Raw genomic sequence first — 13,264 nt, forward strand, 5'->3', positions numbered from 1 at the left:
GCGCTCCCATGAATGTCTGCGTTGCGCCAAGGGTTCGGCCACAGAGTTAACGTCGCCGCGCCGCAGGCATCAACGACAAGAAAGGCGCCGGGGCTGATTGCCTGCGGCGCCTTTTCGTTGCTCTGACGGAGAGTTCACGCACCACGACCGGGCACCACTGCCCATGCGTCGGAAGACGAAATGGGAGCGCGAGGGGGTAACCCCCTCGCATCTTACTTTTCTAAATCCGGGAAAAATCGGGCCAGCGCGGAAAATTTGGGAGCTTCCGCGCTGGCCCTCCGTCTAAATGTGCGGCTTCAGGCGTGCGCGGCCAGCCCGGCGAAGGCCAGGGCGGCGGCGCAACCCAGCACGACAGCAGCGCGCAGGCCCTCGATCAGGGCATCGGCGTTGAGGCGTGAGAGGTTGAAGCTCATGGGCTGACCATGGGCTTCAACCTGATAACAAATGGTTAAATCCGCGGCATCTGCTGGCTGGAGCAGTGGAAGGAACCGCCGCCCGCCAGGATGGCGTCGGCCATGATGCCCACGGTGTCGCGACCGGGGAAGAGCTCCGCGATGGCGGCCACGCCATCGGCGTCATGCGGTGTGCCGTAGATGGGCACGACGATCAGGCGCGAGGTGATGGCGAAGTTCATATAGCTGGCGGGCTCGATGCGGCCATCGCGCTCGACAAGGCCGGGCGAGGGGATCGATTTCACCACCACACCGGCGCCTTCCGCGCGGGCGCGGGCGTCGGCGTAGATATGGGCGTTGGGGTCGTTCTCTCCGGTGGCCTTGGGCAGGGCGAGGACGTTATGCGCCACGAAGCGGGCGAGGTTGTCGACATGGCCGTCGGTGTGATCGTTGATCAGGCCTTCGCCCAGCCACAGCACGCGGTTGAAGCCAAGGTCGCGCTGCAGCCGCATTTCGAGGTCTTCACGCGAGAGATGCGGGTTGCGGTTGGGGTTGAGCAGGCACTGCTCGGTGGTGACCACCAGCCCGGTGCCGTCGGCATCGATGGCGCCGCCTTCCAGAATCCAGTCGGCGGTTTCGATCTCAAGGCCCGCGTCAGCGGCGATTTCGGCGCCGATGGTCTGGTCGCCGTCCATCAAGTACTTGCCGCCCCAGCCGTTGAAGCCGAAGCGCTTGGCGATGCGGCCGCCCGCGGAATTGGTCATCACCAGCGGGCCGGTGTCGCGCAGCCAGACGTCGCCATAGGTGCGGCGCTCGATGGTCACCTTTTCGCTGCACAGGGCGCGGGCGCGGGCCTCGTTGGCTTCGTTGCGGACCAGCAGGCGGACCTGCTGGCCGCTGTCGGCCACCGCGCTGGCGAAAGCCGCCATCTGCACCTGGGCCTGCTCAAGGAAGCCGGGCCATTCGTCGCCATCATGCGGGAAACCGATCCAGAGCCAGTCCTGCATGTGCCATTCGGGGGGGAAGCGCCATTGGGTCATGGGCGCGCCCATAGCGGTTGGTGAGGGCTTCTGCCAGACCCTTGCACCTTCCGGCGGGGCAGAGCATGAACCGGGGCATAAGTTACCAACGGACGGATGGATGCCTGATTTGACGCCTGACTGGAGCAACGCCATCGAGCGCGCCCGCGCGTTCAGCCCTTTTCTTTCGCGCGCTCTGGACCGTTTGCCGGATATTACCGCCCTGCTGGACGCGGGCGATGGAGAGGGCGCTCTGGCCGCCGCGGCGCTGGCCGGGGAAGGCGCGCCGGATGTTTCGGCGGCGCTGCGTCGGCGTCGGCTGGCCACGGCGCTGGCTTTGGGAATCGGTGATCTGGCCGGGGCCTTTCCGCTGGCGAAGGTGACGGGGGACTTGAGCGCGCTGGCCGATGCCTCGCTCGATGCGGCGATGGCGCATGCCATCACCACCCGCGTGCCCGATGCGCAGCCTGCCGGTTTTCTGGCGCTGGCGCTGGGCAAGCATGGCGCCTGCGAACTGAACTATTCCTCCGACATCGATCCGATCCTGCTGTTCGATCCCGACACCCTGCCCCGCCGCCCGCGCGAGGAGCCCGGCGAGGCGGCGCAGAATTATGCGCGGCAGGTGGTGCGTCTGCTCTCACATATGGATGGCGAGGGCTATGTGTTTCGCGTCGATCTGCGGCTGCGCCCGGCCAGCGAGGTGAGTCCGCTGGCGATCTCCATCGATGCCGCGCTCAGCCATTATGAGAGCAGCGCGCTGGCCTGGGAGCGTGCCGCCTTTATCCGCGCGCGCGCCGCCGCTGGCGATGTGGCGCTGGGCGAGCAGTTTCTGGCCCAGATCCGCCCCTTCGTCTGGCGCAAAAGCCTCGATTTCGGCGCCATCGCCGAGATCGGGCGCCTGACGCGCCGCATCCGCGCCGAGCATGGTAAGGTCTCGACCGTGGGCCCCGGTTTCGACCTGAAGCGGGCGCGCGGCGGCATTCGCGAGGTGGAGTTCTTCGCCCAAGGCCACCAGTTGATTCACGGCGGGCGCAATCCGGCGCTGCGGCAAAAGGGCACGCGCGCGGCGCTGGATGCTCTGGCGGCGGCGGGGATCATCGATTCGGGCGATGCGCAGGTGTTGGGCGACTCCTATGATCGCCTGCGTACCATCGAACATCGCCTGCAGATGATCAGCGACCTTCAGACTCATGCCCTGCCGCGTGACATGGCCGCCATCGATGCCGTCGCCCGGCTGGATGGTCTGCCCGATGGCGCCGCGCTGATCGAGGAGTTGCGCGCCATCACCGAGATGGTGGGCACACGCTATGATGCGCTGATCGCGGAAGGCAGCCCGGTCGGCGGCGCTGGCGCTGCCGGTGAGACCCCGCGCGGTCTGGCGCTGGAAGGGGAGCTGGCGCAATTGGGCTTCGCCGATCCGCCGGGCGTGGCCGCGCGCATCGACGGTTGGCGCGGCGGCACGATCCGCGCCCTGCGGTCCGAAGCGGCGCTGGCGGCGCTCGATGCGATTCAGCCCAGCCTGCTGGCGGCATTGGCCAAGGCGCCCGATCCCGACAAGGCGCTCGCCCGCTGGGAGCGGCTGATCACCAGCCTGCCCAGCGCGGTGAATCTCTTCCGCCTGCTGGAGGCGCGACCTGCTCTACTTCAGGTGATGGTGCGTATCCTCGCGCTGGCCCCGCCGCTGGCCGACGAGCTGGCGCGGCGCGCGGATCTGCTCGACACGCTGATCGATGCCAGCGCGCTCAACCTGCCCGGCGGGGTGGAGGCGCTGATCGCCGATTTCTCCTCCAGCGAGGCGGGCGACGATTACCAGCGCATCCTCGACCGCGTGCGCCGCAAGGTGGGTGAGCGCCGCTTTGCTCTTGGCGTGCAACTGATCGAGGGGGCGAACGATCCGCTCGCCATCGCGGCGTCGCTCTCGCATGTGGCGCAGGCGGCGATCGATTTGCTGGCCCGCGCCACCATCGCCGAATTCGAGCAGACTCACGGACGCATCCCCGGCGCCGAACTGGTGATTCTCGGCCTCGGACGGCTGGGGGGCGAGGCGCTGACTCACGCCAGCGATCTCGATATCGTCTATCTTTTCACCGGCGATTATGCCGCCGAAAGCGACGGGCGCAGGCCGCTGGGCGCCACGCTCTATTTCAACCGGCTGGCCCAGCGGATCAGCGCGGCGCTCTCCGTGCCCACCGCCGAGGGCGCGCTCTATGAGGTCGACACCCGCCTGCGCCCGCAAGGTACGCAAGGCCCGCTGGCGGTCAGCTTCGAGAGCTTCGAACTCTATCAGCGCGAACAGGCCTGGACCTGGGAGCATATGGCCCTGTGTCGTGCCCGGCCTTTGTTCGGGTCGGATGAGGCGTGCGCGAAGCTCTCCGGCATCATCCATGGCGTGCTGACTCGCGCGCCTTCCGCAACGCTCACCGCCGATATTCTGGACATGCGCCAGAAGATGGCCGGACACAAACCACCGCGCGGCCCGCTGGACATCAAGCTGATGCGCGGTGGCCTCGTCGATGTCGAGTTCCTGATCCACACGCTGCAACTGCGCGAGGGCAAGGCGCTGTCGCCGCGCCTGAGCGAGGCGCTGGCCGGGCTGATCGCGGAAGGGCTGCTGCCTCCGGAGATGGCGCAGGCCCATGGCGTGATGGCGCGCCTGCTGGTCGCCTCGCGCCTGATCGCGCCCGATGCCGCCGTCCCCGGTGAGGTCGCCCGCATGGCGCTTGCCAGAGCCTGCGACCTGAGCGATTGGCAGGCGGTAACCCAAGCCCTGCTTCAGGCACGCCGCGACACCGCCGCTGCCTGGGCGCAGATTTTCGGCGAGACTCTGGAGATCACATCCGATGACTGACAGTTTTGGCCCCGGCGACGCCTTCCCCGATATCGCCCTGACCGCCCCCGATGGCTCGGTTGTGCGCCCTGCGGACTTTGCCGGGCGCAAGCTGGTGGTGTTCTTCTACCCCAAGGACGACACCCCCGGCTGCACCACCGAGAACAAGGATTTCTCGGAACTGTCGTCGCAGTTCGAGGCGGCGGGCGCGGCCCTGCTGGGCGTGTCGAAAGATCCGCCCAAGAAGCACCTGAAGTTCGCCGAAAAGCACGGGCTGACGGCGCCTCTGGCCAGCGATGCGGAAGAGGGCGGTTTGTCCGACACTCTGGGGATCTGGACCGAGAAGGTGAATTACGGGCGGACCTATATGGGCATGGTGCGCACGACCTATCTGGTCGACGCTGCCGGCAAGATCGAGCGGGTGTGGAATAAGGTGAAGGTGAAGGGGCACGCCGAAGAGGTTTTGAAGGCGGTTCAGGGGAAGTAAGAGAATGCGAGGGGATTATCCCCTCGCGCTCCCATAACGTCTTCCGACGATCAGGCAGCGGCGCCCGGTCGTGGCGCGTAAACTCTCCAACAGCGCAACGAAAGGCGCCGCAGGCAGGAAGCCCCGGCGCCTTTCTTGTCGTTTATGCCTGCGGCGCAGCAAGCTGGGCGCAAGGCCGAACCCGAGGCGCAACGCAGACATTAAAGGGAGCGCGAGGGCGATGGCCCTCGCATCTTTCTTTTCTGACGTCTTCCCTCTACCCGACCCAGCCATGACTCAACCCACCCTAGGCGACGCCATCCACGCCGCATTGTCCACCGCCGACCCGCGCGCCAAGCTGATGGCGACGCGCAAGGTTGCGCGCGACTGGCGGCTGGGGCGGTTGGCTTTCCAATTCCCGAACGCGATGCCGGAACGCCCGGCCCGGCCTGAGCATCCCGAACTCCTGCCTCCAGGCCGTATGCCCAAGCGTCGCAAGGGCGGGTCGGAAAGGGGGCGCATCGCCCTTTGGCATGCGATTGCGCATATCGAGTTCGTGGCGATCGATCTGGCGCTGGATATGGCAGGCCGCTTCGGCGCGGAGATGGGCGAGGCGTTCACCTCCGACTTTCTGAGTGTGGCCGCTGATGAAGCGCTGCATTTCGCCATCATCCAGCGTCATCTCGTCAGCATGGGGGCGACCTATGGCGATCTGCCCGCGCATGATGGGCTTTGGGAGGCGGCGGATGCCACGCGGCACGATGTTGCGGCGCGGCTTGCGGTGGTGCCGATGGTGCTGGAGGCGCGAGGGCTGGATGTCACACCGGCAACGCTGGAGCGGGTGGAGCAGAGCGGCGACAAGACCGGTGCGCGCATCCTGACACGTATTCTTGCGGATGAAATTCGACATGTGCGCTGTGGGGTGATTCACCTCAAGGCATGGTGCGACGCACAAGGTTTGTCGCTCGAATCATGCTGGCAGATGCTGGTGGGGCGCTATTTTCGGGGTTCCGTTAAGCCACCGTTCAACGACTCAGCGCGTCATGCAGCCGGTTTACCGCGCGAAATGTATATGGCTCTTGCGGTTTAGGAGTCGCTGACGCTAACCATACTCACGAGTTGGCGGGGGGTTCCGACCAAACTCCAAGAAACATCGCTGCGGGCTTGCGGCTCGCGGTGTGGGTCCTTTTTGACGCGCCAAACGGGATCGGCGTGCCAAAGCAGTTCAAGGTGTGACGGGTGATCGCTAAAATGGTTCTCAAGACGATGCGTGCTGGCGTGCTTACCGCCGCCTCCATCGCGTCTCTGCTGGCGACGCCCGCCTTGGCCAACAGCGCCAACGCCGACATCGCCGCTCCCCTTCGCACCGCGCAGCCCGTTACGGCTCAGGCCGACAAGGGCGACACCGAATTCCGCCAGCTCTTCGCAAGCTGGCGCCAGATGGACCGCAGCAGCCAGACCACCGAGTTTGCCCGCCCCGCCGTCGCCACCTCCACCACGATCCCCGGTTTCGGCAGCAACAATCTGGTTGGCCTGAACCACAAGGTTTCGATCCCCTCGCGCATGCCCGTCGACAATCTGCGCATGACCAGCAGCTTCGGTCTGCGCTGGCACCCCGTCCTTGGCGGTCGCCGCGCTCACACCGGTGTCGATCTGGCCAATCCCGTCGGCACCCCTGTTCATGCCACGGCTGACGGCGTTGTGGGCCGCGCCGACTGGTTCGGCGGCTATGGCCTGTGCATCGATCTGGAGCACGGTGGTTCGCTGGAAACCCGTTATGGCCATCTGTCGCGCCTGAATGTGGTCGCCGGGCAGTCGGTCCATAAGGGCGATATCATTGGTTTCGTGGGCACCACCGGCCGCTCGACCGGCCCCCACCTGCATTACGAAGTCCGCGTCGAGGGTTCGGCCGTGAACCCGATCCCCTTCATGCAGGGCGGTGTGGCCGACATGACCACGCTGGCCTCCGCCGAGAAGATCGCGGATCATGGCGCGGCTCATAACGACGCCGACGACGAATAAGTTCAGCAACGAATAAAACGGCCTGAGAAGGGGCAAGAGCCCCCGAAGGCAGCAGCATCTTGGAGAGGATGCGGGCAAAGAGCGGCTGGAAACAGTCGCTCTTTGTTTTTTGGGATTTCGTTCAAGGGGTTTAGAAAGAAGATGCGAGGGCCATCGCCCTCGCGCTCCCTTTAATGTCTGCCTTGGCGCATCGGGTTCGGCCTTGCGCCCAGTTTGCCGCGCCGCAGGCTGGATTTTCTTTCGCAACCCCGGCATTGCTTTCAGCGATTGACTGCCTGCGGCGCCTTGGTCGCGCAGGTGGAGAGCCGAGGCACGACGATCGGGCGCCACTGCCCGCGCGCCGGAAGACGTCATGGGAGCGCGAGGGGGTAACCCCCTCGCATCTTACTTTCCTTCAACCTTCCCCTTTAACCGCAGCCCAAAACCAAAAAGGGGAGCCGAAGCCCCCCTTTCCGTATCACGCTGCCAATTGGCAAAGAGCGATCAAAGCCCCAGCAGCCGCTTGGCCACCGCGCGGACTTCATCGGCCATATCCGGGCGCTCCAGAGCCAGGGCCAGAGTCGCCTCGACGAAACCGGTCTTGGAGCCGCAGTCGTAACGCTTGCCGCCGAAGGTCACGGCGTGGAAGGGCTGGTTGCCGATCAGCTTGGCCATGGCGTCGGTGAGCTGGATCTCGCCGCCCGCGCCCTTTTCCTGCGTGGTGAGGATGTCGATCACCTCGGGCTGAAGGATGTAGCGGCCCGACACGATCAGGTTGGAGGGCGCTTCCTCCTTCTTGGGCTTCTCGACCAGGCCCTTCACCTCGGTCAGCGTCCCGTCGAAGCCCTCGGGCCGAGCGCCGGGGGCGATCACGCCGTAGGAGGACACCTCGTCACGCGGCACTTCGAGCACGCTGACGAAGTTGCCGCCGACCTGGTTGTAGGCATCGACCATCTGCTTCATGCAGCCGGGCGTGCCGATCATCAGCTCGTCGGGCAGGAAGATGGCGAAGGGATCGTTGCCGATGATGGCGCGGGCGCACCAGATGGCGTGGCCCAGGCCCAGCGGCACCTGCTGGCGCACGGTGACGAGGTTGCCCGGCTGAATGCGCGAAGGCTCCAGCGCGGTGAGCGATTTGCCGCGCCCGGTCATGGTGGCTTCGAGTTCGAAAGCGGTATCGAAATGCTCGACGATGGCGGTCTTGCCGCGGCCCGTCACGAAGATGAGCTGTTCGATACCCGCTTCGCGCGCTTCATCGACGGCGTATTGGATCAGCGGTCGATCGATGATCGGCAGCATCTCCTTGGGGATGGCTTTGGTGGCTGGAAGAAAACGTGTGCCCAGACCCGCGACGGGGAAAACGGCTTTACGAACGGGTTTGATCGATGATGAGATGGTCATGAAACCCCTGCTGCCACGTGGAAATCTATTACGTGTTAAATCTTATGCCGCACTGCAGCGCAAGCGGTTCAGCGCGACATGTGTATCGCTTGCGGTGGTTGTTGTGCATGTGCGGGATATTTGCGGTACGGGGGCAAACCGGCTAAAGGGCCAAAATGGACAAGATCATCATTCACGGGCAAAAACGCCTGTCGGGCGTGGTGCCTGTTTCGGGCGCCAAGAATTCGGCTTTGACCCTGCTGCCCTGCGCGCTGTTGACGGATGAGCCGCTGACATTGCGCAATCTGCCGCGTCTGGCGGACATCGATTCGTTCCAGCATCTGCTGAACCAGTTCGGTGTTTCGACCACCATCGCGGGCAGCCGCCCCGAGGATTTCGGGCGAGTGATGACTCTGGCCGCCACGCGCCTGACCGCCACGACCGCGCCCTATGAGCTGGTGCGCAAGATGCGCGCCTCGATTCTGGTGCTGGGGCCTTTGTTGGCCCGCGCGGGCGAGGCGACGGTTTCGCTGCCCGGCGGCTGCGCCATCGGCAATCGCCCCATCGACCTGCACCTCAAGGCGCTGGAAGCCTTTGGCGCGACGATCGAATTGACCGCCGGTTACGTCCGCGCGATCGCGCCCGACGGCGGTCTGCCCGGTGGGCGCTACACCTTCCCGGTGGTGTCCGTGGGCGCGACCGAAAACGCGCTGATGGCCGCTGTTCTGGCGCGCGGTACCTGCATCCTGCACAATGCCGCGCGTGAGCCCGAGATCGTTGACCTCTGCAACCTGCTGGTCGCCATGGGCGCGCAGATCGAGGGCATTGGCAGTTCGGATCTCACCATTCACGGTGTGGATCGCCTGCATGGTGCAACCTATATGGTGATGCCGGATCGCATCGAGGCTGGCTCCTACGCTTGCGCCGCCGCGATCACCGGCGGTGAGGTCGAGTTGAAGGGCGCCCGCATCGAGGAGATGGAAAGCACGCTTCAGGCGCTGCGCGACGCGGGCGTGCATGTCGAAGGCGTTGCCGGTGGGATCAAGGTCGCCGCCGATGGTCCGCTGCGTCCTGTCACGCTGTCCACCGCGCCCTATCCCGGTTTCGCCACCGACATGCAGGCTCAGTTGATGGCCATGCTGTGCCGCGCCGAGGGCACCAGCGTGCTGACCGAGACGATCTTCGAAAACCGCTACATGCATGTGCCCGAACTGGCGCGCATGGGCGCCAATATCTCGACCCAGGGCCGCACCGCCATCGTGCAGGGCGTGCCCAAACTGACCGGGGCCCAGGTGATGGCGACCGATCTGCGCGCCTCGATGAGCCTGATCATCGCTGGCCTCGCCGCCGAGGGCGAGACGCAGGTGTCGCGCATCTATCACCTCGATCGCGGCTATGAGCGGCTTGAGGAGAAGTTCGCTCTGCTCGGCGCGGATATCGAGCGGGTCGGAAGTGATTAAGAAGTAAGGATAAGTGCGAGGGCCATCGCCCTCGCGCTCCCTTTAATGTCTGCGTGGGAGCTACGGGTTCGGCCTTGAACTCAGTTTGCCGCGCCGCAGGCTTTAAAACGAGAAAAGGCGCCGGGGCTTCCTGCCTGCGGCGCCTTTCTGTTGCGCTGGTGGAAAGCCTGGGCGCTCGGCTTCGGAACCACTGCCTTTGCGTCGGAAGACGTCATGGGAGCGCGAGGGGGTAACCCCCTCGCATCTATCCTTTAAACCTCTTAACGCCGATAATAACGGCACCGCTTCTTGGCGGTCATCGAGCGGTCGATCGCGCGCCCACCCAGAGCACCAGCCGCGGCGCCGACCAGAGGCCCGGCCAGACCGCCACCGATCACCTTGTCGCCCACCACGGCGCCTGCCACGCCACCTGCGACCAGACCGGTGGTGCCGCTCGAGTGGCGGCAGGACTTGTAGACCTGACGACGGGGAACGGGGCGCGCGTCGGCGTCCGCGGCGAGGGCGGGCAGGATCAGCACGGCGGCCGCAAGGGCGGGAAGCAATGATTTCATGGGGTTTCTCCTCCTCTGGAACTCATATGTTCGAACTGTGTTCGGTTGAGTGCTCAGTGTCGCCAACGGGCTGAATGCCGCTGGAACCGCCGATGGGGCTTTCGTTCATCTTCCCAATCGCCCGTTGGGCCAGCCACAGGCGGATGGCTCCGGCCAGGCCCGGCGGGGTGGGGGCGGCGATGCGCTGGGCATCGATGCGCGCGACCAGTGCGTTGAGGGGGAGGCCTTCGCGATGGGCCTCGCTGCGCAGCCAGTCCCAGAACAGGGGTTCGAGGCTGATCGAGGTCTTGTGCCCGGCAATCTCGACCGAGCGTTTGACCGGCGGATGATAGGGCGTGCTCATGGCGGCCAATTGTATCAGGGATGGGCGCCGGGAGAAGGCGCTTTATGCGCTTTTATGGCGCCTTGCGCGGGACGTTTGCGCAAGCACAGGAAGCCACTGCCCCTTCGTCGGGAGACGTTATGGGAGCGCGAGGGGGTAACCCCCTCGCACGCCCTTTTTTCATTCCAAATCACTCAATACATATGCTGCCCGCCATTGAGCGACAGCGTCGAGCCGGTCACAAACCCGGCCTCCTCGGCGCAGAGGAACGCCACAGCGCGCGCGATTTCCGAAGCCTGACCCAGACGCCCGACGGGGATCTTGGCGATGATCTTGTCGAGCACCGGCTGAGGCACGGCGGCCACCATATCGGTGTCGATATAGCCCGGCGCGATGGCGTTGACGGTGACGCCGAACTTGGCGCCTTCCTGTGCCAGCGCCTTGGTGAAGCCGTGGATGCCCGACTTGGCGGCGGCATAGTTGACCTGACCGTACTGCCCGGCCTGACCGTTGATCGAGCCGATGTTGACGATACGGCCCCAGCCACGCTCACGCATGCCGGGGAAGGTGGCCTTGGCCATGTTGAAGCAACCGCCAAGGTTGATGCGCATCACCTCGTTCCAGTCGTCGAAGGTCATCTTGTGGAGCGTGCCGTCGCGGGTGATGCCCGCATTGTTGACCACCACATCGACCGGGCCCAGATCGGCCTCGACCTGCTTGACGCCGGCCAGCACGGCCTCATGGTCGCCCACATCCCATTTGTAGGTGGCGATCCCGGTGGCGTCGGTGAAAGCCTTGGCCTTGGCTTCATTGCCCGCGTAATTGGCTGCAACCGTGTAGCCCAGATCCCTGAGCGCAAGGCTGATCGCCTCACCGATGCCGCGCGTGCCTCCGGTGACGATGGCGATTCGAGTCATAATCTCTCCAATGCGTGAAGCGTGATCGACGGACCGGCCCAGAGAAGAGGATGGGCGGGCGGGCGGCAGAGCGCCGCCACAGCCATGATCCTAATTCAGTGGGGCGGTGAATCAATAACCGATTTGCATTGGGAAATGAAAAGAAAGATGTTGCAACTATTTGACATTGCGGTGCAAAATACAGGTCTTCGCAGTTGCAGCAAAATAAGGCGTGTTCCGATCCGGTGTGTTTCAGAACCGGAACTGCGTCCCTACGTAAACAGCCTGACTGTCGGACTTGCCGTCGGGCGACATGGACTTGATCCGGTCGCGGTCCTGCGAATAGCGCACGCCCGCCGTCACGTCGAAGTTGCGGGTGACGCGATAGCTGCCGCCGACATCCACGCTCTGCTCGCCCAGCGTTTCCAGCGTGCGGGGCGCCCGCCCGGCGCGCTGATTGTCGTCAAGCTGCACATGCGGGGCCAGACGCGAGACGGTGGCGGCCGCCGAATTGTCCGCCTGGGCATAGGCCGACAGGTCGGGCATCTCGCCGCGCCGCGATTCGCGGGCGATATCCTTGGGCAGGTCCTTGGGCAGGGTGAAATTGGCGCTGGCCGGGGTGAAGCCCTGATAGCCATGCGCCAGACCCAGGTTGTAGGCGGTGGTGGCCAGATGCAGCACCGGCGGCGCGGGCGCGGCAAAGGCCGTGCTGCGGATGGCGGGGCCGCGCACCACGATCGAATGGGCGGTCGCCTCATCGACGCGCACCGCCACCGTCACCGAGCGATCGGGGCGGGAGTACAGGCCCGCGGGCGTGTAACGGAACAGCGCCGGGTCGCGGGAACGCGCCGCCAGAGCGCGGGTCAGATGCGGATCGGTCTCGCCGGGGGCAAAGCCGCCGCCGCTCTCTTTCAGCGCATTCTGGCTGATGCCAAGGCCGGGCAGGGCGGCTTCCAGCTTGCTGGAATAGGCCAGCACCGCGCTGGGCAGCGCCAGCACGCAGACGGCCATCACCATCACCAGCGCCGGAGACTTGAGTGCCTCCGGTGAGGTCTGGCCGGCATGCAGTCTGTAGTATGCGGTGGCCATGAAGGGGCCTGAACCTTCCCGATTAAAAAGTCTGAAGCGTGAAACCTTGAAGCACGAATCCGCCCCGGTGTTCCCCAGGGCCTTCTGTTATGAAGCCGCTATAGGTGTTCTCTATGCCATCGCCAAGCTGAACCCGAGAAGAACGATGTGCGATATTCAGACGATGTTCACCACGCGAAGGGCGAGAAGGCCTTGCGGGCCTCTTGCCGCCGAGGGGCTTGCCGCCGGGGCGGGGGCAGCTATAGAGGCCAGAACGTGTGTGCGCCGAACCGCAAGCGTATCGGCGCGTGCAGGCATGGATGACGGGCGGGTTTGACGGCCGGTTGCAAGGATTGGGTATGACGACGGGATTGCTGGAAGACAAGTTGGCCTCTCGCGCATTGCGCATGGGCTTGCGCGCCGGAGTGATGGCGCTGGGCGTTCTGGCGCTGGCGGCATGCAGCCATGGTCCGCTCCATATCAAGCATCATCGTGCCCGTCCGGGCCGTCTGGCGCTGCCGCCCACGAATGTGACGACGATCGGCGTCAATTCCTATCTGTGGCGTGCCAGCCTCGATGTGCTCAGCTTCATGCCGCTGATCCAGTCGGACAGCAATGGCGGCGTGATCGTCACCGACTGGTATTCGAACCCCAGCAACCCCGGTGAGCGCATGAAGATCACCGTGACCATTCTGGACAAGGATCTGCGGTCGGACGCGCTGCGCGTGGCCGCCAGCCGTCAGGTCAACCAGGGCGGCACCTGGGTGGATGCGCCGGTGAAGGCCGCCACCGTGCAGCAGCTTGAGGACGTGATCCTGACCAAGGCGCGCGATCTGCGCCGCGGCACCATTCAGCAGTAATCTCGCCGGTTACCGCTTCCTT

General features: G+C 65.1%; 11 protein-coding genes and 1 pseudogene. 6 read left to right on the forward strand and 6 right to left on the reverse strand.

Translation table 11 applies throughout. From position 1 onward, the window contains the following. Nucleotides 1-448 precede the first annotated feature (448 nt). The gene (locus ABDW49_RS01155; RefSeq protein WP_343609089.1) at nucleotides 449-1,432 is read right to left on the reverse strand and encodes an agmatine deiminase family protein; all 984 of its coding nucleotides are present in this window, start codon (nucleotides 1,430-1,432) and stop codon (nucleotides 449-451) included. A 100-nt stretch (nucleotides 1,433-1,532) separates the two neighbouring features. On the opposite strand from ABDW49_RS01155, the gene glnE reads away from it, so the two are divergent. The 4 genes from glnE to ABDW49_RS01175 all read left to right on the forward strand — a co-directional run bounded on the left by glnE (nucleotide 1,533) and on the right by ABDW49_RS01175 (nucleotide 6,726). After that, nucleotides 1,533-4,259: a bifunctional [glutamate--ammonia ligase]-adenylyl-L-tyrosine phosphorylase/[glutamate--ammonia-ligase] adenylyltransferase gene (gene glnE / locus ABDW49_RS01160; protein WP_343609090.1), complete on the forward strand. Its 2,727-nt coding sequence runs from the start codon at nucleotides 1,533-1,535 to the stop codon at nucleotides 4,257-4,259. After that, nucleotides 4,252-4,725: a peroxiredoxin gene (locus ABDW49_RS01165; protein ID WP_343609092.1), complete on the forward strand. Its 474-nt coding sequence runs from the start codon at nucleotides 4,252-4,254 to the stop codon at nucleotides 4,723-4,725. Before glnE ends, ABDW49_RS01165 begins: the two co-directional genes overlap by 8 nt. A 271-nt stretch (nucleotides 4,726-4,996) precedes the next feature. Then, entirely contained in the window at nucleotides 4,997-5,794 is a 798-nt protein-coding gene (locus tag ABDW49_RS01170) for a ferritin-like domain-containing protein (RefSeq protein WP_343614075.1), read from the forward strand. A 161-nt stretch (nucleotides 5,795-5,955) separates the two neighbouring features. Beyond that, entirely contained in the window at nucleotides 5,956-6,726 is a 771-nt protein-coding gene (locus ABDW49_RS01175; RefSeq protein WP_343609093.1) for a M23 family metallopeptidase, read from the forward strand. A 483-nt stretch (nucleotides 6,727-7,209) separates the two neighbouring features. Here the strand turns inward: ABDW49_RS01175 and galU are convergent, their stop codons facing one another. Continuing rightward, nucleotides 7,210-8,106, reverse strand: coding sequence for a UTP--glucose-1-phosphate uridylyltransferase GalU (gene galU / locus ABDW49_RS01180; protein ID WP_343609094.1), 897 nt, complete (start codon nucleotides 8,104-8,106; stop codon nucleotides 7,210-7,212). Between the two features lie 155 nt (nucleotides 8,107-8,261). On the opposite strand from galU, the gene murA reads away from it, so the two are divergent. Further along, nucleotides 8,262-9,545, forward strand: coding sequence for a UDP-N-acetylglucosamine 1-carboxyvinyltransferase (gene murA / locus ABDW49_RS01185; RefSeq protein WP_343609095.1), 1,284 nt, complete (start codon nucleotides 8,262-8,264; stop codon nucleotides 9,543-9,545). A gap of 260 nt (nucleotides 9,546-9,805) precedes the next feature. On the opposite strand, the gene ABDW49_RS01190 is transcribed toward murA, so the two are convergent. From ABDW49_RS01190 to ABDW49_RS01205, 4 genes and pseudogenes are all read right to left on the reverse strand, one after another. After that, nucleotides 9,806-10,096 carry a glycine zipper domain-containing protein gene (locus ABDW49_RS01190; RefSeq protein WP_343609096.1) on the reverse strand — a complete coding sequence of 97 codons (291 nt, stop codon included), beginning with the start codon at nucleotides 10,094-10,096 and terminating at the stop codon, nucleotides 9,806-9,808. A 127-nt stretch (nucleotides 10,097-10,223) separates the two neighbouring features. After that, a pseudogene (locus ABDW49_RS01195) lies at nucleotides 10,224-10,439 on the reverse strand (ribbon-helix-helix domain-containing protein); the annotation flags it as partial. A 173-nt stretch (nucleotides 10,440-10,612) separates the two neighbouring features. Continuing rightward, the gene (phbB, locus tag ABDW49_RS01200) at nucleotides 10,613-11,335 is read right to left on the reverse strand and encodes an acetoacetyl-CoA reductase (protein ID WP_343609097.1); all 723 of its coding nucleotides are present in this window, start codon (nucleotides 11,333-11,335) and stop codon (nucleotides 10,613-10,615) included. Between the two features lie 231 nt (nucleotides 11,336-11,566). Continuing rightward, nucleotides 11,567-12,403, reverse strand: a complete 837-nt coding sequence (locus ABDW49_RS01205; protein WP_343609098.1) for a hypothetical protein — start codon at nucleotides 12,401-12,403, stop codon at nucleotides 11,567-11,569. Nucleotides 12,404-12,741: 338 nt separating this feature from the next. Between ABDW49_RS01205 and ABDW49_RS01210 the strand changes: the two genes are divergently transcribed. After that, nucleotides 12,742-13,242 carry a DUF3576 domain-containing protein gene (locus ABDW49_RS01210; RefSeq protein ID WP_343609099.1) on the forward strand — a complete coding sequence of 167 codons (501 nt, stop codon included), beginning with the start codon at nucleotides 12,742-12,744 and terminating at the stop codon, nucleotides 13,240-13,242. The last annotated feature ends 22 nt before the right edge of the window (nucleotides 13,243-13,264 follow it).

Source organism: Novosphingobium sp., assembly GCF_039595395.1.
Taxonomy (GTDB): Bacteria; Pseudomonadota; Alphaproteobacteria; order Sphingomonadales; family Sphingomonadaceae; genus Novosphingobium.